General features: G+C 32.2%; 16 protein-coding genes. 4 read left to right on the top strand and 12 right to left on the bottom strand.

Features of this window, described 5'->3' with window-relative positions; genetic code table 11:
- Positions 1-36: 36 nt before the first annotated feature.
- From DZ60_RS0101670 to DZ60_RS0101660, 3 genes are all read right to left on the bottom strand, one after another.
- Positions 37-1371, bottom strand: a complete 1335-nt coding sequence (locus DZ60_RS0101670) for a hypothetical protein (protein ID WP_152537337.1) — start codon at positions 1369-1371, stop codon at positions 37-39.
- A 162-nt stretch (positions 1372-1533) separates the two neighbouring features.
- Positions 1534-2202, bottom strand: coding sequence for a hypothetical protein (locus DZ60_RS0101665; protein WP_025739923.1), 669 nt, complete (start codon positions 2200-2202; stop codon positions 1534-1536).
- Positions 2203-2313: 111 nt separating this feature from the next.
- The gene (locus tag DZ60_RS0101660; RefSeq protein ID WP_025739922.1) at positions 2314-3381 is read right to left on the bottom strand and encodes a DUF2652 domain-containing protein; all 1068 of its coding nucleotides are present in this window, start codon (positions 3379-3381) and stop codon (positions 2314-2316) included.
- Positions 3382-3621: 240 nt separating this feature from the next.
- Here DZ60_RS0101660 and DZ60_RS23925 point away from each other — a divergent pair, with 240 nt between their 5' ends.
- Positions 3622-6783 carry a ThuA domain-containing protein gene (locus DZ60_RS23925; protein ID WP_025739920.1) on the top strand — a complete coding sequence of 1054 codons (3162 nt, stop codon included), beginning with the start codon at positions 3622-3624 and terminating at the stop codon, positions 6781-6783.
- 139 nt (positions 6784-6922) lie between these two features.
- On the opposite strand, the gene DZ60_RS0101650 is transcribed toward DZ60_RS23925, so the two are convergent.
- The 4 genes from DZ60_RS0101650 to DZ60_RS0101635 all read right to left on the bottom strand — a co-directional run bounded on the left by DZ60_RS0101650 (position 6923) and on the right by DZ60_RS0101635 (position 10707).
- Positions 6923-7933, bottom strand: coding sequence for a transglutaminase domain-containing protein (locus tag DZ60_RS0101650; RefSeq protein ID WP_025739918.1), 1011 nt, complete (start codon positions 7931-7933; stop codon positions 6923-6925).
- Between the two features lie 11 nt (positions 7934-7944).
- Positions 7945-8631 carry a carboxypeptidase-like regulatory domain-containing protein gene (locus tag DZ60_RS0101645; RefSeq protein WP_025739916.1) on the bottom strand — a complete coding sequence of 229 codons (687 nt, stop codon included), beginning with the start codon at positions 8629-8631 and terminating at the stop codon, positions 7945-7947.
- Between the two features lie 160 nt (positions 8632-8791).
- A complete protein-coding gene (locus tag DZ60_RS0101640) occupies positions 8792-9931 on the bottom strand; it encodes an acyltransferase family protein (RefSeq protein WP_025739914.1) in 1140 nt (379 codons plus the stop codon).
- A gap of 311 nt (positions 9932-10242) precedes the next feature.
- Complete coding sequence (locus tag DZ60_RS0101635; RefSeq protein WP_034228327.1) at positions 10243-10707, bottom strand: winged helix-turn-helix transcriptional regulator; 465 nt, start codon at positions 10705-10707, stop codon at positions 10243-10245.
- 76 nt (positions 10708-10783) lie between these two features.
- On the opposite strand from DZ60_RS0101635, the gene DZ60_RS0101630 reads away from it, so the two are divergent.
- On the top strand, positions 10784-11611 hold the full coding sequence (locus DZ60_RS0101630) for a hypothetical protein (RefSeq protein ID WP_025739910.1): 828 nt from the start codon (positions 10784-10786) through the stop codon (positions 11609-11611).
- Between the two features lie 223 nt (positions 11612-11834).
- Here the strand turns inward: DZ60_RS0101630 and DZ60_RS0101625 are convergent, their stop codons facing one another.
- The 5 genes from DZ60_RS0101625 to DZ60_RS0101605 form a co-directional block, all read right to left on the bottom strand.
- Complete coding sequence (locus DZ60_RS0101625) at positions 11835-12665, bottom strand: hypothetical protein (protein ID WP_025739908.1); 831 nt, start codon at positions 12663-12665, stop codon at positions 11835-11837.
- A gap of 39 nt (positions 12666-12704) precedes the next feature.
- Entirely contained in the window at positions 12705-13556 is an 852-nt protein-coding gene (locus tag DZ60_RS0101620) for a DAPG hydrolase family protein (protein WP_025739906.1), read from the bottom strand.
- Between the two features lie 78 nt (positions 13557-13634).
- Complete coding sequence (locus DZ60_RS0101615; RefSeq protein ID WP_025739904.1) at positions 13635-14201, bottom strand: Crp/Fnr family transcriptional regulator; 567 nt, start codon at positions 14199-14201, stop codon at positions 13635-13637.
- 232 nt (positions 14202-14433) lie between these two features.
- A complete protein-coding gene (locus DZ60_RS0101610) occupies positions 14434-14799 on the bottom strand; it encodes a VOC family protein (protein WP_025739902.1) in 366 nt (121 codons plus the stop codon).
- Between the two features lie 143 nt (positions 14800-14942).
- Positions 14943-16985 carry a right-handed parallel beta-helix repeat-containing protein gene (locus DZ60_RS0101605; protein ID WP_025739900.1) on the bottom strand — a complete coding sequence of 681 codons (2043 nt, stop codon included), beginning with the start codon at positions 16983-16985 and terminating at the stop codon, positions 14943-14945.
- Between the two features lie 303 nt (positions 16986-17288).
- On the opposite strand from DZ60_RS0101605, the gene DZ60_RS0101600 reads away from it, so the two are divergent.
- Both DZ60_RS0101600 and DZ60_RS0101595 read left to right on the top strand, forming a co-directional pair.
- Positions 17289-18434, top strand: coding sequence for a glycosyltransferase family 4 protein (locus tag DZ60_RS0101600; protein WP_025739898.1), 1146 nt, complete (start codon positions 17289-17291; stop codon positions 18432-18434).
- A 207-nt stretch (positions 18435-18641) separates the two neighbouring features.
- On the top strand, positions 18642-19949 hold the full coding sequence (locus DZ60_RS0101595; RefSeq protein ID WP_034228324.1) for a phenylacetate--CoA ligase family protein: 1308 nt from the start codon (positions 18642-18644) through the stop codon (positions 19947-19949).
- The last annotated feature ends 228 nt before the right edge of the window (positions 19950-20177 follow it).

Here is a 20177-nt window from a genome sequence, read left to right as displayed (position 1 = left end):
ATCAAACTATTCTCTTAATTATAGTATCAAAAAAGCTTAGTTTACTTTAACTCTATACGTTCTTTGTCTATTAGTAATTACGGTATGAGGAGCATTAGAAATAGTAAATCGTCTATTATTCTGAATTGCGGTTACCCCAACAAAAGCATATATGTTACTGCCTAGATCTACGGCTCCCGTAATTGGTGTTTCATCAGCAAATAGGCCATCGTTATCGGTGTCAACTATAAGCTTTAGATCGGGTAGCGATATTGTCCCGAGTCCGGTTAGGTCGAATCTCATATCTATAGATCCGACATTTATAGCACCTCCACTGGTATTTACTTCGCTAACTCTCCATACCCGACTTAAACGAGTTCTAACGGTATTAGGAACATCAGTAATATTTGTAAAAGCTAGGTCACCATTGTCATGCCCCCAAAGTAAAAATTCATTATTTCCCAATCCCGAAGGATTTAAGATTCGTACAATTCCGGTTCCTTGAGAGTCATTATGAATATTAGAAGCATCTATTCTGCCTATTCCGGCAACATTAAAATCATAATCACCATTTACAGCATTATCTTCATTATACAAATCATTAGAAGAACCGGTTAATCCATATTTTGCGGCGAGATAATTTTCGATAATTATACGTTGCGCGGTATTTATTTTTGCATTAAAAACGATTACCTCGGTAAGATCTCCTACATATCCAGCGGTACCACTTGTATTTCCTCCAAGATTAAAACGGTATGACGCATGATTCGTTACGGTGGTGGTATTTGCCCTATTCTGTAATAAGGTTCCGTTTCTATAAAGTTGTTTTCCTGTTGTAGGATCTGCATCGTATGACCAATATGAGTAAGATGTTAATCCTGTTAATCCACCTACTTGTATTCTGGCATTTACACCACAACATACACCAATATCATAATAAACAGTATTGTCCCAAGGAATATGACATGTAAATCGACTAGCTCCTTGAAGCGGAGATGTTGTATACACACATGATTTTTGACTCGTATTATCTGCAGCATTAACAACAAATGAAGAGGCTTGGTCTACAATAAAGTTTGAAGTAGTAAGTGTTAGGCCAGTTTCTAGTCTATTTGAACCAGAAAAACTTATAGCGTCAAATCCATTTACAGCGCCAGGCACAAGGGTCGGGCGTTGCCCACCGGTTTCACTAAGGTCAAGAGCAGCTATACCGGCTGAGTTGGTTATACCATCTATAAGGGTTCCTGTAGTAGATACTCCATTAGTAGTATTATACCATATTTTTAGGGATGACGTGCCATCAGTAATTCCCACGCCACCAGGACCTGTCTGGGATAATAATATTGTAGAAGAAAAAAGAGAGATAAAAATAAATAAGTAGTTTTTCATCATAGTAATGAATAATTTTAGATTGGGGGGTTAAGACATAATATAAAAAAAATATAATTAATAGCTTAGTTTTTTTAATTAGGTTCTTATCTAATAACTCAGGATTAATAGGGTTTATTCATTTTTTTGAGTTTAAAAAGTACTTTAATTTTTATTATATTTTACTTACTTTATTTTTAATTCCTTCAGAAAACTAAGTGCTTTTTCTGAGATAGTATTATCCCAAAGGGATATCAAAAGTTCTTGGTTTTCCTTAGTGGCTGATATTTCTTCTGCAATAGATTTTCGGATATCTAATGATGGCACTTCTATATTAAAAACGGGTGTGTAATAATTGAATTCTATATTTATTATGAACTCGGTAGTATCTAAAAAATAATCCTTTATTTCATCATCTTGTTTGAGCATCAAAGCAACCTTGGCAAGAATTAAGCATCGTAGAAACTTACTGAAATTTTGCTCTGATTGATACGATTTATCCCATAATTTATCAAATTTTTCGGTCTCATCAGGTTCTCCCCAAAAAATAGCGTATGGATCATCAGTCGATAACTCTTTCCATTCGATTTTTGGTTTGATGTCTCTTTCTATAAAATATTCGTAATCACTTTGCATGCAGATGCCTAATCGATATAGATTAACAGTTTCTGCTGCTTCTTCTTCCCAATTGTCGTTTTCATAATCAATTTCTTCATTAATTTCGTGATGAAGCGATAGTATTCGAATACTTTCTGAATCCAAAGAAGCATAATGAGCAATAAACCCTTTTTTGAATAATTGAAAATGATATTCTACTTGCTGTTCTAACCAACCTGTTCTTTCTTTTGTTTGCATACAGAATAAAAATGTTTAATTCGGTATAATTTAAAAAAATCTAGTGTATTTACAAATACATCAGGTTTTTTGATTTGAAGTTGTAAAAGGTGATCGTGATGAACCTTTTCCTCATAAAATATTAAATAGCATGTCCAGGGATTTATTTATGTTTTTTTTAAATACTTTTTTTACCAGTAAAAAAATTAGAACCTTTTTGAAGACAGATTTTGCTTCCCAAAACAGTTCTACTTTTAGGATTGATTCTTTTTCGGTAACCGACTCAATATTATAAAACTGATATAGAATGTCTAATGGGGGAGGACTTGTAGTTTCTTCTCCATATATTATTTCACCGTTTTTACTTTTTCTAGTAATGACTTTAAAATCAAGATGCTTATTCCCTACAACGCACATGTGTTTTGACCCTAATCGTGTAACTTCATTATCGTTGTACAGAATTTCATCTACTCCGGGTGCCCATAAGTGTCTGTACTTATAGTTGGTAATTACTTCAAGTAGGCGATTCATATTTACGGGATATGTACGTTCAAAAACAAGGTTTGGTTCTCGATTAAGTGTTACAACCTGTCCTTCCTGAAAAGGTTTCAGTTTTAAGGTGTCTACATTAATTTCTGAATATAAATACTGTATCGGTCTTTGATCATATGTGTTTTCACTTTCGCGAAAGTGAAATAGGCTACTCCTGTAGTCAAATGGCATTTTTATTTCTGTAGCCAGATCCTTACTGATTAGTACATAATTATCACTTTCTATAGAGTTTTTGAGTAGTCTGTGTGCCTGAATAACGGATTCCCCAAAAGGTTTACGATTATTGTGTACTTCTAAAAATTGAAGAGTACCCGTATGTGCAACAATTTTAAGTTCTAGGTTAACAGCACTCGAACAGGCAAGGCATGGGCAGATTCTGTTTTTTTCAAGTAACTTAAGATGACTGTAAAAAGCAGTGTACATAGTTTCAATTTGTGCTAATAATTTTTCTTGCGAAAGCACATGGGCTTCCTTAAAAAAAAATAGCGCATCACCTTCTATTTCTGCAAGCTCTAATTGCTGCGTATTGGCATCAATTAGTACTTCTAGTAGTTCGGCTATGACATGTTGACTGTGTTCGGCCTCAGTGGTTTGTACAAAGTTGGTAAAACCAGAAATATCCGGTATAAAGAGTAATGATTTTGACATATAACAAAGGTAATTAGATTCTAACCGGTTTTGTACATTGATACTGAATAAGTCGAAACCTTAAAAGAAAAATAAGAAAAACATCGTATTAATGATTTATATATTTTATTTACTGTTATGTTAAAGGATCCTTTTATTTTCTTAAAGTATTTTATTCTTTTGTTAAAGTAGTGTTTGTATATACTATAAGGTATATATACAGGGTTGATACTAATATAACTCTTAAAATATACCTAAATAATGAAAAAACTACTTAAAGGAATTAATAATAAGAAGATTTTGCTTATTGGCATTTTTTTCTTTTCGTTACAATTGATTTTGGCAAACGATTTTAAAGTTCTTGTTTTTCACAAAACAAATGGATATCGACACTCTGATGCAATTACAGAAAGTATTCAAATGTTAGAAGAATTAGGAACTAGTACGGCATATGACAATTGGACTGTCGATGAAACCCAAGACCCTTCGGTTTTTACTACAGACAACTTAAGTCAATATGAGGTAATCATATTTTCTAATACGACTGGTGGAGGCTTGTTAGATGATAATCAAAAATCTGCCATGGAAACTTTTATTCAATCCGGAAAAGGGTTTATTGGTTTTCATTCTGCAACAGATACCTATAGAAATGATAGTGCCGATGCATCTTGGCCATGGTATAATGAGTTAGTAGGAGCCATTGTTCAAACAAGCCCAAACCATACTTCGAATAATTTACAAGGTACCATGAATATTTTGACTAATCATGTGACAACGAGTCATATCGGAGATATAGGTGATACTTGGCAGCACAATGAGGAGTGGTATTATTGGGAGCAAAACGGAGGGCAACTAAGCAATAATAACACTGTTTTACTAGAAGTTCAGTCTACCGGTAGCGCTAGCTATGATGCTACTCGTCCTATTACTTGGTTAAAAGAATATGACGGTGGACGATCTTTTTATACTGCATTGGGGCATAATGGTGAAACGTATGCAAGTAATCAGACTTTTAGACAAATGATCCAAAAGGCAGTACTTTGGGTATCTAATAGATTATCTGTAGACAATGATTGTAGTACACTTACTCCTGATTGGACTGATCTTTTGGCTAATGATTTTGATTGTTGGGAAAAATGGATGGGTGTTCCTCACACTACTACCGGTCTACCTGGATCAAGTGATAATGTTACAAATGGTTCAGGAACCGCATTAGGATTAAATAATGACCCAACAAATGTATTTTCTATCATAGATGTTGATGGAGAAAAACAGTTATATATTACAGGAGAAGTATATGGTGGTCTCACGACGATTAATACCTATGGTAATTATCATTTAAGTATGCAGTTTAAGTGGGGTGAACAAAAGTGGGAACCAAGGTTAGATCGATTAAGAGATAGTGGTATTCTTTATCACTGCCAAGGAGAACATGGTTCTTTTTGGGATGTTTGGAAATCTTCCTTAGAGTTTCAAGTTCAAGAAGGTGATTGTGGCGATTATATTGGATTAGCAGGTGTAAAAGGGTTGATTCCTGCAGAGCAAGTAGGTAATAATTTAGTATTTACCCCTATGGCTCCTCTTCAATCAAACAATATAATTAGAAAGAGTGAGGATTTTGAATATCCTAACGGAGAGTGGAATACGCTAGAAGTAATAGTTATAGGTGATAGAGCTATTCATTATGTGAATGGTAATATGGTTAATGCACTAGTAGATGCAACATGGGATGGAATTACTGTTACCGAGGGTCAAATACAGATTCAGTCTGAAGGAGCAGAGATGTATTATAGAGATATTAAAATTAAATCCATAACAAGTTTTCCTGACGAAGACCTAGAAACTCTTGGTTGGGACGATACGGTTTCTATCATTTGTGATACAAATGCGCCAATTGGAGAAATAATAGCTCTTAAAAAATCAGGAGGAGATGAGAAGTGGGTAACTATAGATCCATCTACTACAAATCTGGTAGCGAATGGTGAAGAATTAGAAAGAGAATTGTTTTTGGTCGAATCGCATTCAGATAATGGTTGTGTGGCTTTAAAATCAGTGTCAACAGGAAAGTATCTTCAAGTAAATGGGGGAAATACTTCGGTCGAAATTAAGGCAAAGGGTAATGCACCAGGTACATGGGAAAACTTTGGTTGGAATGAAATAGGAGAAAATCAAGTAGCTCTAAAAAGTCTGTTTAATAGTGGCTGGATACAGGCAGATTGGACACAAGATAATACATCTCTATTTCCGTTGGGACTAGCCGTTGGGTCATGGGAGACTTTTGATTATGTAATTATTAATGATGCTTCTTCTTGTACCGAAGATGCACCAATAGGTGAGATTATTGCTTTAAAAAAATCGGGAGGAGATCAAAAGTGGATTACCATTGAATCGTCTACAACAAATTTGATAGCAAACGGAGAAGAAGGAGAAAGAGCTTTGTTTTTAGTAGAATCACATTCAGATGATGGCTGTATTGCCTTAAAATCAGTTGAAACAGGTAAGTATCTTCAGGTAAATGGAGGTAATACTGGGGTTGAAATTAGAGCAAAAGGAAATGCCCCGGGTACTTGGGAAAACTTTAGTTGGGAATCAATGGGCGAGGGACAAGTGGCTATGCAAAGTCTATTTAATGATGGTTGGATTCAGGCAAATTGGTCAACAAGTGATGCTTCTCTATATCCATTAGGAACTGCCGCTGGATCATCGGAGACTTTTGATTATGTTATCATAGAAGATTTGGCTGATTGCAAAATAGATGCGCCAATAGGAGAGATTATAGCTTTAAAAAAATCAGGTGGAGATCAAAAGTGGATTACCATTGAGTCATCTACGACGAATTTAATTGCTGACGGAGAAGAAAGTGAGAGAGCCTTGTTTTTGGTCGAATCACATTCAGATGATGGTTGTGTGGCCTTTAAATCAGTTACAACAGGTAAGTATCTTCAGGTAAATGGAGGAAATACAGATGTCGAAATTAGAGCAAAAGGAAATGCTCCAGGTACATGGGAGAACTTTAGTTGGGAATCAATGGGAGATGGTCAAGTTGCTATACAAAGTTTGTTTAACGATGGTTGGATTCAGGCAAATTGGTCAATAAGTAATGCTTCTCTATATCCATTTGGCGCCGCAGCAGGCAGATGGGAGACCTTTGATTATGTTATTGTACCGAATACATTATCCTCACGAAATGAAATTGTAAACACAGGAAACTTATTGATGTATCCTAATCCTGCGTCTAAAGTTCTCAAAATAGAAGGTTTTTTAGATGTTGATATCATACAAGTATACGATATGTTTGGACGCGTATTATTTACTGAGGATACAACAGATAAACAAGAAATTACTATCGACACTAGTGATTTCCCTGTGGGGGCTTATATAATTAATACAGGGCAAGAAAGTAAGGTTTTTGTAAAGAATTGAATTATTAGACTCAATTTTTAAAATATATAACTATTATTAAAAAAAGCACCAAAAGGACTTCCTTTTGGTGCTTTTGATTTTAAAAAACCTATAATCTGTTGTAAGATATGTAGGGATATTTTGGACAAATTCATGTGTATTAGCTTATACGAACTTTAATAGTGTAGGTGGCAACAATATCACCGTTAATTTTTAGATGAGTATCGTAGGTTCCTTTATTTTTAAATGTACAATTAAAAGATATGATGTTATTTTCATTTCGGATATTATAAATTTTTAATTTTTTCTCTTCATTACCAATGTAATAGATGAGAGATATGTTTTTGTTTAGAATCGTATTTGATGTTTTAAAACCAAACTTAATTTCATCATCCTTATGTATTGATAGATCTAATTTTTTTGGAATAAGAGGTGTTATTTTATGTTCAAATGTTTCTCCGTATACCATAGGAGCTCTTACAAATGCTAAAGCTGTTAAGTCTTTGTCAAATGACCATTTTTGTTCTGATGGGAAGTGGTTTTTTCCGAATAAAATAGGATCAGTCAAGAAGTAACCATCATTATATTCGTTTACAAATCTATTATATACATTCATATAACCACTGGACCAAGTAGCATCACATAAATACCATTTCTTATTTAGTTTTACAGCATTCCATGAATGATTTTGTATTTCAAGTTCATTAATATTTGAGTCAATAGATCTACCATATCCATCAATAATTACAGATTCTATTTCGGCCAAATAACATAACTCTTTTATTAAATATGCATATCCAGTACACATGGTTCTTTTATGAGTGCGTAATTTCTTAAAAGCTATTTTTTTATACGAATTATTCCATTTCATGAATGATATACTATCTTCTTTTAGCTTTTTACGTTTATTATTTACTTTGGTATGTTGCGTATTATCCCCTTTGATATTATGACAAACCCAACTATATATCGCTCTAAATTTTTCTACTTTTGTAGATAGTTTATGGGTAAGATTATAAGCCAATAACGGAAGGTTATCTATAGGAGCATTTTTGTTTAATTTGGCAATATTATCTGCTTTGGTAAAATCTATTGATTTAAAATCAGAGACTTGAGCAAATAAACTATTATGTATAAGTATTAGTAAAAGGATGTATATACTTGTTTTCATACTAATGATGATTAATTACCTCCTTTTTTTGATGTATACACTTTTTTTACGGCTACTTTTCCCATGAGTACGCATGAATCCATTTTTAGATTGACTTGCAGTGTAATGTCCTGAGCAGAATTTTTATCTTGAATTACTACTTTTTTTGCATTCATACCCACATAACTAAAAACAAGAACATCCCCCTTTTTAAGTTTTTCAGGAAATTTGAAATTACCATCAAAATCAGTGGTTACTCCAATATTTGTGCCTTCTAAAATAACATTAGCTCCTGGCAAAGGAGTTCCGTTTTCGTTTACAGTACCTTTTACGACAATATTTTTTTCTTGAATACTATCCTGAATTTTTGTTGGATTTTTACCTAATTCTTTTGTTGGAATTTTTATATTTTGAGCATGGACTTTGCAAAAGGAGAACAAAGCAATAAATGCAATCCCTAATTTACTTATTAGACGGAGCTTTCTTTTTTCGGGCGGAATATTTGTATAGGTTGTTAATTGATCAATGTTAAACCTTCCGCAGGTGTTTTGAGTTTTACTTAATTGAATGTGATTAATGATCTCTTGAGAATTCATTTTGGTGAAGTCAATAACTTCTTTTTTACAAGAATCGCAAAATCCACCTTTTTGAGTTGAAGAAAAATTATCAAAATTTTCAGAACATGGAGTTTTTATCTTGATACTTATTTGATTGTTCATAGCATTGTTTTTAAGTTTCTGCTACAAACCTAATTGTCGAATAGCCTATTTAAAATAAAGAATGAGGCAACCTTGCTTTTGAATGAGTAAAGTAGCCTTTTTGGTTATGTTTAAATAATAGACACAGCGGCATATGATTTATCTTATTACTAGTGCGTTTCTATAATTTAATGAACCACTTGTTTTTATACATAAGTTGCAATCCAAAAAATATAACTGTCAATGTAATCAGTGAATAAAGAAATGATGCCCACTGCAAATTTGTGGTGATATGTTGCATGAATTCAAAACCTATATTGCGAATAGAAGCCCCGTGTATTAATGGTATATCCATTAATGGCATGGATAAATTACTAATAATAAATGCAATTAATGCATTGGCGCCGAAAACTATAAATGGATAAAATAATCGTACACTAATTTTAAGATTTTCTATAAATAGTTTAATCATAGCCAAAATTAGTATAGAACTTCCGGTACTACATAAAACAAAGCTACTTGTCCATATTTTTTTAATAATTGGCATGATGTCGAGTTGATCTAATAAAAAGCCTATCATCATCATTGTCAAACCTAGTATAACCAAATAATGTGCTTTATAATACTTAGAACCTTTGTTATATAATATACCTATGATTAAGCCTATTATAACGTTTACGCTAGCTGTAAAAGAAGAAAGAAAACCTTCGGGGTCATATGTGACTATGTTATTTGTTTTTCCATAGATCCAAAGATGATTACGTCCAAAAATATACTGATCAATGTATGCAGGCCAACTATTTATTGCACTGGTTTTTGTGATACCTATTTCTGGAATTGGAATGTGATTAAGAAGTATATAATATCCTACTAATAGAACCAAAGAGATAATTGATAACCAAAGTATATCGTATTTTGGTTTGCGATATAAAATGAATAGCCAAATGATTGAGATTATTAAATAACATATGCCTATTCTTTGTAATATACCCGGAATACGAATTATCTGCCAATCAAATTCAGGAAACCCGTTTATGAATAGCCCAATAATAATTAATAATAGGGATCTTAATGCACTTTTTTTGAATAACTCTACATAAGAAGCTCCTTTCTCTATTTTCTTCGAAAATGATAATGCCATTGAGAACCCAACACAGAATAAGAATGCAGGAAATATTAAATCTGATATAGGAAGACCTTCCCATTTAGCATGATTCATCCAATCAAAACGGTGACTCCAATCACCAGGCATAATGACTAAGATCATTCCAAAAATACTGAGACCACGTAGAATGTCTAATTCTATTAAACGTTTATTCATTTTATCAATTGTATTTGTTCATTGCTTAGTAATTGCTTAATCATTGCTTTCTACTGTTATTTATACTGGTTTATCCGAATTCATACGTTTAATGCGTTTATTAGTTCTTTAAAGTTTATCTTCCCTTATTATACCGAAATAAACTTATTTCTGATTACATATTCGAGTGTTGTTTGTGTATTTGTTTCGAATGTTCTCGGTGTTTCATAGGCATCGTTTGGATCTCCTAAAACCAAATAAAGGTCTATTAATTCATAATATTTAATGAACTAATGTGGCTTGATACTAATTTTGGTATGATATCCTTCTTTTTATGTTCTGTTGGTAATTGACTTTATTTTGTCAAATTGTATTCTACGTTTTAATATTTCGGGAACTTCATCATTAATCCATTGTGTCAAATTTAATACCTGATTCAAATATTTAATTCCAAAAGCGGTTAGCTGATATTCGACTCTAATAGGAACTTCTGAAAACATTTCTCTTTGTATATAACCATCTCTTTCCATTCTTTTGAGTCTTTCGGCTAATACTTTAGAAGAAATTCCTTTAATTCTTTTTTTTAGTTCGTTAAATCTTAATTTTTCACTCTCTCCAAGCATAATGATTATAAGAATACTCCATTTATCTGTAACATTTGCCAGTATATCTTTTATAGGACATACATCAGGAGGGTTTAGAGGATCGAGATGCCCTAAAATATTTTTTAATCTTTTTTGAGTAGTAAGTAGTTGATTTTTAGTGTTAATTTCTATATGGGAACTTGGTTTCTTCATGGTAACTTGGTGAAATATTTAAATTTATAAATTATATTTGGTTTATAAAAGTAACTTAATCACTAATATTAATTAGATGAAAAATGTTTTTAGAATCTCATTAATCTTGTTAGGAGTTTTATTGATTTGGGTAGGTGTAAAATTTTTTAGTTTGTCAAACTTGAAACCAGAAAATACAAGTTTTCCTGATAGCTACAATAAGGCAAAAATAGTATTGACTGAAATGGGTGAAGCACATGGTATTCAGTTTTGGGATAGTATTCAAACTTACAATGTAATTTACGAAGATGAATTCTATGGTTTTTTGGGAAAACAAAGTCATCCGTTTCAGGAACAGAAAGTAAAATTTTCGTTGAATTACATTCCTAAAATTTTTAATGGTCAGCTTGAAATTTTAACAGGAAAGGATAAGGGAATTATTTGGGGAATTCAATCGGGACAGACATATAAAAAAAATGATAGTAATGAGATTGTAGTACAGGATGATAAGGATATGAAATTTTGGATTCCGACATATCAATATTTTGTTGAATTTCCGAGTCGTATTCAAGAAGCAACAGCTCTAGAATATTTAGGAAGAAATATTATTAATGGGATAGAGGTAGAGGGAGTGTTAGCTTCTTGGGGTAGTTTAAAACCGCAAAAAGATATCGATCAATATATAATCTGGATAGATATTAACTCAAAAAGAATCGTAAAGGTCGCGTATACTGTTAGAGAAATGTACGGTTTTGTTTCTGGAGCAGCTTACTTTCAGAACTACAAGAACTATAATGGTTTACTTTTGCCGTCACTCTTACCCGTAGAATCGAATCTTCTTACAAAAGGGTATTTACATAAGATGGGGATTTTAGATTTTAAAACAAATTATATGGATAAAGACTCTTTACTACCATTGGATTAATTCTTTATTTCACATTATATCTTTGAAATATTAGATATGCTATACAGGTAATATATACGTTTACAGTACTATTTTTTATGAGTAACATACTTCATTCAAATCAAAAATATTGATGGGTAGTTTCTATTGTATGATATAAGATTAAGAATATTCTTTATAACCAATCATTGAATTTTCTGCCTATTTTGTGCAGAGAGTATTCAACGATCGTTTTTGTTGTAAATTATTTTGATGGTTTTAAGTAATCTATTGTTAATACATTAGGGGTGAAATTATTAATCTTCTTGATGTGTAGATACCCATTCTTTTTAATATTAGATTTAGAAGAAATTTTGGTGGGTAGTAGAAAACCATTAAATTCCTTATAATTCGAAAAATAAGCCGATCCTCTGGCAAATTTAATTTTTTCTCTAACGGTATATTCTACAAGAACTATACGCTTTGTTTTGGCGTCTAACCAGATTATATATTGATCGATATTTTCTTGAGGCTCTAGTTTGTTCCAAGAAACAATGACCCCTTCTGTGACTTTACCATCAATGTTTTTTGTCCCAAGGTAGTCTATGATGTTAGCTTCTATAATCCTATTAGGAAACTCAATAAAATACTGAAATGTATTCATTGAAAATTTATAAGATTTATTATCTTGAAATACAATATTTTCCTTATTTCGTTTATATGTTTTTCCGTCTTTAATCCCCCATAAATCACCTTTTTCTTTACCACTTTTTATTTCCATCAATCCATTAAATGTTTTAGGAATATAGTTTAACGAGAAGTCCATTTTTAGCTCTTTAAAAGGGGAGGATCTTCTTCCAAAAAAACCAAAAGATTCTTCCTCAAATTGTACCTGATACGTCTTAATGTCATCCCAAAGATGGTTTTTATGAGCGATGGTCATTTCCTTTATTAACAGTTTGGCTTTTAGTGTGTCATTTGGGAAAGTATAGCCCGTAGGACGTAAATCAGAATATTTAAAAACGTTTACATTACAAGAAGAAAATAATCCTGTTATAGTAAAAAGAAGGAATAATATGATTTTTGTAAATTTCATAATTTCTATTTATGATAGTTGTTGTATTTTTTCAATAAATTAATTGTAGGTTTCGTAGACTTCGGGTAAAAAGCTAGCTAGTTGTGTGTATTCAGACAGGCAATGATGGGCTAGATCATAAAGTTGTTCTTCTGAGATAGCCAGTTTTCTTGCTATCCATGGCAGCTTATTTCCTACCCAAAATCTACTCCTCATTTCAACTCCATTTTCTGTTTCGCGAACAAAATGAGCCATTTGAACTACAAGACGTTCTCCGGATTCTACATTGCCACAGATCACCCATTGGTTTTCTCCAAGTTGAGAAACATCTATACCAAACTGTTTGGGGTTAACAAAAGTAATTTGCAAGTCTTGAAGTTTACCACCCTTTCTCATGGTTTCAATGGTATGCTTTGTTTTTCCTTCTGGATGCTCATTAACATATTTTGAAATTGAGAAGGTGTCAGGTTCTTCATATTTTTCATACAGTGCAGAAGAATGTAAGCCAGGATACCAAATTTTATATCGCATGATATCATAACCAACCCACTCAAACCACCAATCAAGCATTTTTCCGCTTGAATTGGGAAACTGTGTATTGACTGCAACATAGCCTGAGCCGTCTTTGAAACGAGTATACCCATTTTCCATTGGCAAATACCCTTTCTCTAATACTTTATTGATATCACTAAAAGGTAGTCCGTTTTCAGGACTATGATATACCAAGCTTTTGTATTGTTGATCGCTTGCTTTGGCTACATTGTGATAATATTTTACAAGTGGATGTTTTTTTTCTGATTTTGTAAGTTCAACAGGATAAACTTCTGGGTCTGCAATACTTCCTAAACTACACCCTGTTAAAATTGATAATAATAAAAAAGCAACAGTTGATTGTAAACTAAGATTCTTCATTTTCTGTATTTTTTTGCTTTATGTCAACACAAAATTACAGGGATAGGAATCTCTTTTTCATTGAATAAATTCAAGAAATTACTTTTTGGCTCTTATTTTTGATAACCATTCAGGACTTATTCCCAAGTAGGAAGCAATCATATATTGAGGGAATTTTTTGGCAATAATAGGCTTTTCTCTTATGAGTAACTGATACCTTTCAAAAGCAGATAATCCACTTCGCTTTACTTTTTCTGCAATGCGTATAAAAGACTGTTCTGCTATAATTCTGCCAAACTTTTGATAATTAGGAATGGTTTGAAGAAGATAGTCAATGTCTTTTTTCGAAATTATTAAAAGTGTCGTTTTTTCTAATGCCTTAATATTGGTATCTGTAGGTGTGTTTTTTAGAAAACTATAATAATCACTTATCATATCTCCTTCTGTAAAAAAATCCAGAACTAATACATCACCTGTATTTAATGTTTGAGAAAGAATACAAGAACCATTTATGATGAAAGCAGCTTTTTTACAGACTTCTCCTTCTCGAAGAAAAAAATCATTTTTATCAATTGTTACTTCACAATATTTGTTATTAATGATTTCTAATTCTTTTTCTGAAAAGGATACAAATTTTGATATGAAAGTTGATAAATCGGGCCGCATTCGAGATTATATCACAACAAGTGTTGCTGTTTTTAAGTTAATCTAAGCTACAGATTTTAATTCAAAATACATAACTCCTTTGAGGGTTTTGTAGAGTACTCTTTTTTAGAAAAGAGGGTAGGGGTATCAGTTTGTACTTTTTCTATTCGAACAGGGATAAGTACAATAAACCTTGATTTCTGTATTTTGAGTTATTACATATCTATTTAAATACGTTGGTAAACCGTATTCTTTACATATTAGAATGTAGGCCAATGCGGTTACCTTCGGTATCAATGAGTTGGGCAAAAAAACCAAATTCACCAATATCTGTTTTAGGAATTATTAATTTACCTCCGGCTTCTTCTACACGTCCTGCTTCTGTAGCAACATCCTCACAAGAAAAATAAATTATCGTACCATCTGTACTTGGCTTACTATCTGCAGATTGAATTAAAGATCCAGCTGAACCGGGTCTTGCAGGTTCTCCGAACATATACATCTTACTATCGGGAGTTTCTAGCAATTGAAATTCTAAATGAAACACTTTTGAGTAAAAGTCTTTTGCTCTCTCAATGTCTATTGTAGCAATTTCTAACCATTGTATAGGATTATTCATTTTTTTAATATTAAAGTTTATGAAGCCATTTTAATCTATTTACAATATAATAAACAAACCCCTAACATTTAGAATTTTTTCATTCTAGTTAGGGGTTTGCTATTATTTATATACAGGCGTATATGCCTATATTAGGTTTTTTACTACATACAATCATTATTGCTGAATGTAACTGAACTGCTTAATGAAACTCGTTCATTAATACAATTTTTGTTACTTGCAACTGTAATTTCATTACCTGAAAACTCAGAATTCGTTGTGGCGCTGGTCATAAAATCAAAACCATGAGTAGTGGTAGAACTTATAACATTACCACTTACTACTAGATTTTCAGAACCAATAATTTCATATCCTCCATTAGATTGATTCTCGGTGAGTTCAAGACCATTTACCAGCGTAATATTAGAAATCTTAGAGTCATAAGTATTCTGTCCAGATCTATTTTTATTAAGGAAGTTACCAGTCACATATACCTTAGCAGATTCTTGACCCGAGTCATCATTTACTCCATTCATATATAGAGGGAAACTTTTACCTTCAATTTCATTATTACTTACCGTAACATTTTCTAATAATTTGGTACCTCTGATACCATATTGTTCTGCTTTAATTGTATTACCAGAAACGGTAGCGTCGGCTAAACCTTCTCCTGAACCTGAACTTAATACAATCCCAGTATTTGCTTCGATATAATTATCAGATACCGTTACAAAGTTACCATTTAGGCTAATTCCTGTACTATATCCATATATTTTGTTACCAGAAATCACATTGTCAAATACCAATGGGTGATTCATAACAGGAGGACCAACAGCTGATATTGCGCTTCCTGCAACTAAATCAGGGTTGTAGTTAAAAGTATTATTGGTAATTTCAACTCCGTTCGCCACGGTATATGCTATTGGGCTTTCCATAGTGTTATTATCAAATACAATAGGTCCATCGGCATGGGAAGCAAGAAATTCTCCTTCACCGATTTGTGTGTTATTTATTATATAAACACGCATTACCTTTTCATACTCTTTTAAGTTTCCAACACCTACAGAGCCACCTTCCCAAATACGTACAGGTTCAATATTGATATTTGATGCAGGCGCTTCACCATCTGATAAAGCTGTATCAATACCACCATCTATAAAGGTGTTATTATCAATAGTTATATCATTTCCTGAAGTTATAGAGAGGCTAATTCTTCTACAGTTTTTAAATGTATTTCCTCTTATTGTAAGAAATTCAGACGGAATATGAGTAGACTCAAAATAGTGATATAATCCTGCGATATTGAGTCCATCTCCCATAGCATCCTCAAAATTGACACCTTCTACAGTAACGTTATGACATCCTTTTAATTTTAATAAATGTCCCCATGCATGGGTTGCGCCATCACTATAATCATGTGTATCTCGATCACCATAAAGGTTACCTCCTTTAATCACTACATTGCTGTTGTTTTCGGTTACAGACATAAGTGAAGGTCTAATGTAGGCATTAGGTTGCATTCTTATGTGTGTATTATCAGTCATATGAAATGTATAATCAGAAGGAATAGTAATAGCAGCACGTTCGGGGGTAGCGACACTTAATGGTACATCAACCTTAAAATATGCGTCCATGGCATTAATAAAGAAAGTATTTCCTCCTATATCCTTTATGTAATAGATAAGTTCTTGTAGAATGTCTTTATTAGATTGAGAAATCTCATCAGAAGTCTTTCCTTCAATAATACCCCATCTTACTGCGTAAAAGTAAAAGGTAGGATCTTTAAGTTCTACACTTCCTTCTATAGTCAATGAAGAATTTAGGATACGTCCGTCGATAGGAGTTACAGAACTGGTAGGAAATTTTAAGGTTCCATTAACAATATCTCCTCCTTCAAACTGGATATCAACATTATTGGGTAAAGTAACAGTTTGACCGTTAAGATCAACAACACAATCTAGTACAATAACTGAATTGGCAGTTGCATTTGCTAAATCATAATCACATGGTGTAGTTTCCACGTTTTCAGGTTCTTCAGGTATTATTTCTTCTCCTTCTTCGTCTTCTGGTCTTCCTTCTTCATCTATATTTTCTTCGGTGACTTCGTCAACACCTAAAGGAACCAGATCATCTAAATTTTCTTGACTACAAGAGAATAAGAATAATAGGTACAGAATAAACAGCACAAAATTTGGTAGATTTTTCATTCGGGGGGAATTTTACTTGGGTTATTTATGCTAAGGTAACGCACGGTGTATAAAATAATTGTGTTGAGTTTGCTTTTAAAAGTTAAAAAAAAGTTAAAAATATTGAATTGTCAAATAAAGCGTTTTTTAATTACGGTAAAACTGTAATATCCACCTTTTTTTTAACATATCTTTAAATATATTTAGTAAAACCGTACTTTTTTTATTTTGTAAAATAATTTCAAAAGATCTAAAAAACACTCCCTCTAATATATATATATTTGCATCTGAATTTATTCAATAATAAAATCCAAATATAAGATAATGTACAAGATTATTAGGGTTACTACAGTTCCAAAATCTCTGGGTGGTTTACTTCAAGGGCAACTTAAGTTTATGACGCAGTATTATTCTGTAATTGGTGTTTCAAGTGATGGTGATGGTCATTTGGATAAGGTTTCAAAACGAGAAGGAGTAGAAGTGATTCCTGTAGAAATGACAAGAAAGATTACACCACTTCAGGATCTCAAAGCTGTATATCAGTTGTATAAAATCTTCAAGAAACACAAACCAGATATTGTACATAGTCATACACCCAAAGCAGGTACTTTATCTATGTTAGCGGCAAAATTGGCAGGAATTCCTCATCGATTACATACAATTGCCGGATTACCATTGTTAGAAGCAACTGGTAATAAAAGAAAACTGCTGGATGTTGTAGAGAAAATCACCTATAGTTGTGCAACAATGATATACCCTAATTCATTCGGATTAGAACAAATTATTATTGATAATGGTTATACCAAGAGGAATAAGTTGAGAGTAATTGCGAACGGAAGCTCAAATGGTATTGATACTTCTCACTTTGATCCTTCTTTATACAGTGAAGAAGATAATTTAAGTTTGCGTAACGAATTAAAAATCGACCCAGAAGATAAGGTAGTAGTATATGTAGGTAGGTTGGTCAAAGATAAAGGGATTAATGAGTTGATTGCTGCTTTTAAAAAAATAAGCCAAGAGAACTCTAAGGTTAAACTTCTTTTGGTAGGAATTAGAGAAAATCATCTTGATCCACTATTACCCGAAACCGAAAAGGAAATTGATACTAATAAAAGTATAGTTTTTGCTGGATGGCAAAATGATGTAAGACCTTATTTTTCTATTTCTGATATTTTAGCTTTCCCTAGTTATAGAGAAGGATTTCCTAATGTAGTTATGCAAGCTGCAGCAATGGGGTTAGCGAGTATTGTTACTGATATTAATGGGTGTAACGAAATTATTACAGATGGTCTTAATGGTAAAATCATTCCTGTTAAGAATTCAGAAATCCTGTATTCTAGTATCAATGAGCTAATCGATAATAAGGAGCTTAGAGATACCTTAGCTTCTAATGCAAGAGATTCAATAACCAGTCGATATGAGCGAAAATTAGTTTGGAATGCTATTCTAGAAGAGTATCGACAATTGTAATATAAGAATTCCTTCAAATAAAGCCTTGGGCTAATCTTAGGCCATTTATAAAATTTTAAGTTTTTTTTGTTATTTTTTATAAGATTCATAGACTAAAGACATCAATCTTTTTAGTACACATGTAATTGTTTTCAATAATTAATGAAATAGTTATGTGTATTACTGTTGTTAAGTGTTGTTAATCATTTAATTATCATGTTTGTGAAAATGAATCTAAAAGAAAAAGCAGGAACTTGCTTATTTTGGTTATTAGACTTTTCTAAAGGAAGTATTGTTAGAAAACAATATAAAGATATTGTCAATATTATCCGAAATATTGATGATCCAAAAGTTATAGAACGACAAAAAGAATATCTCGATGCAATTTTAAATCATGCGATCACATCGACCCCTTTTTATAAGGACTGTACAGATTCTAAGATCGAAAATTTTCCTGTAGTCAGTAAAGATATTATACGTTCGTCTTTTGATAGTTTTCAATCTTCAAAGTATATCAACAAGAAGAGAGTAGCAGTTTCTACTAGTGGATCAACCGGAGCTTCTTTTACGGTATATCAAAATAAAACTAAAAGGGCTCGCAATACCGCTGATGTACTATATTTTTCTGAATTGGCAGGTTTCAGGTTGGGGTATAAACTTATTTATTTGCGTTTTTGGAGCATGTTCAATAAAAGGAACAAGCTACAAGGGATCTTACAGAATATAGTATCAATAGATGTATTCGATCTAACAATAGAAGTTATTCAAAGATTATTGATTCGAATGAGAAAAGATCCATCTAATAAGGGAATGTTAGGGTATGCTTCTTCTTTTGACAAAATTTGTGATTACTTAGAAAGTAATAAATCTGATGTTATTCCGTGTAATGTTAAGTCTGCAATTGCAATGTCTGAACCATTAAATCCAGTTACCAAAGAGAGAATGAAAAAATATTTTGGAGTAAATGTGGTGTCTAGATATTCTAACTCTGAAAATGGGATGATAGCTCAACAACCTTTAGGAAAGGAGTATTTTGAGATTAATAGTGCAAGTTATTTTATAGAAATTTTGGAGGTTACTAATAATAATCCAGTAGCCCCAGGACAATTAGGAAGAATAGTTATTACTGATTTATTTAATTATAGTATGCCATTAATAAGATATGATACAGGAGATATGGGATGCATGACTATAGAGACGATACAAGGAAAACAAAAAAAAGTATTATCTAAGGTAGAAGGGAGAAAAGTAGACATGATACGAAATACATCAGGAGAGCTACTTTCTGCAAGTATAATATTGGTCATTAATAAGTATAAAGAAATAAAACAAAGACAAATTATTCAAAAAGATCAAAATGAATATGTAATTAAAATAAAGGTAGACGGAAATGATTTTGCACGTAAAGATGAGTTTGTTACCGAATTTAGAGAATATCTTGGTAATGAGGCAAATATAAAATTAGAATATGTAGAAGATATTCCTTTGCTTACCTCTGGTAAACAAAGGGCGGTGGTGTGTGAATATATCCCCTAAATATTCTTTTGTAAAAAGTCAATTTATTAGATTTATTAAATGAAATATAGGTTGTATATTTGCGCAGAGTTTATATTAGATTCTATTTTTTAAGGATCTTTTTGTCTTTGCTCCAGAAGATAATTTTTTTAAAAAATATAAACTTTCTCCCCCCATATCGTGTTGTTAAACATAGGTTCATTTTTAATTGTGAATCTGGTTTTTTATAGTGATAACGTATTGTTACGA

It is taken from the genome of Aquimarina pacifica, from assembly GCF_000520955.1.
Classification (GTDB): Bacteria; Bacteroidota; Bacteroidia; order Flavobacteriales; family Flavobacteriaceae; genus Aquimarina; species Aquimarina pacifica.
This window is presented reverse-complemented; position numbering and strand designations above follow the sequence as displayed.

Excerpts from the sequence above, each read along its gene's own strand:
- DZ60_RS0101670 (WP_152537337.1), bottom strand. The coding sequence starts at position 1,371 with ATGATGAAAAACTACTTATTTATTTTTATCTCTCTTTTTTCTTCTACA.
- DZ60_RS0101665 (WP_025739923.1), bottom strand. The coding sequence starts at position 2,202 with ATGCAAACAAAAGAAAGAACAGGTTGGTTAGAACAGCAAGTAGAATAT.
- DZ60_RS0101660 (WP_025739922.1), bottom strand. The coding sequence starts at position 3,381 with ATGTCAAAATCATTACTCTTTATACCGGATATTTCTGGTTTTACCAAC.
- DZ60_RS23925 (WP_025739920.1), top strand. The coding sequence starts at position 3,622 with ATGAAAAAACTACTTAAAGGAATTAATAATAAGAAGATTTTGCTTATT.
- DZ60_RS0101650 (WP_025739918.1), bottom strand. The coding sequence starts at position 7,933 with ATGAAAACAAGTATATACATCCTTTTACTAATACTTATACATAATAGT.
- DZ60_RS0101645 (WP_025739916.1), bottom strand. The coding sequence starts at position 8,631 with ATGAACAATCAAATAAGTATCAAGATAAAAACTCCATGTTCTGAAAAT.
- DZ60_RS0101640 (WP_025739914.1), bottom strand. The coding sequence starts at position 9,931 with ATGAATAAACGTTTAATAGAATTAGACATTCTACGTGGTCTCAGTATT.
- DZ60_RS0101635 (WP_034228327.1), bottom strand. The coding sequence starts at position 10,707 with ATGAAGAAACCAAGTTCCCATATAGAAATTAACACTAAAAATCAACTA.
- DZ60_RS0101630 (WP_025739910.1), top strand. The coding sequence starts at position 10,784 with ATGAAAAATGTTTTTAGAATCTCATTAATCTTGTTAGGAGTTTTATTG.
- DZ60_RS0101625 (WP_025739908.1), bottom strand. The coding sequence starts at position 12,665 with ATGAAATTTACAAAAATCATATTATTCCTTCTTTTTACTATAACAGGA.
- DZ60_RS0101620 (WP_025739906.1), bottom strand. The coding sequence starts at position 13,556 with ATGAAGAATCTTAGTTTACAATCAACTGTTGCTTTTTTATTATTATCA.
- DZ60_RS0101615 (WP_025739904.1), bottom strand. The coding sequence starts at position 14,201 with ATGCGGCCCGATTTATCAACTTTCATATCAAAATTTGTATCCTTTTCA.
- DZ60_RS0101610 (WP_025739902.1), bottom strand. The coding sequence starts at position 14,799 with ATGAATAATCCTATACAATGGTTAGAAATTGCTACAATAGACATTGAG.
- DZ60_RS0101605 (WP_025739900.1), bottom strand. The coding sequence starts at position 16,985 with ATGAAAAATCTACCAAATTTTGTGCTGTTTATTCTGTACCTATTATTC.
- DZ60_RS0101600 (WP_025739898.1), top strand. The coding sequence starts at position 17,289 with ATGTACAAGATTATTAGGGTTACTACAGTTCCAAAATCTCTGGGTGGT.
- DZ60_RS0101595 (WP_034228324.1), top strand. The coding sequence starts at position 18,642 with ATGAATCTAAAAGAAAAAGCAGGAACTTGCTTATTTTGGTTATTAGAC.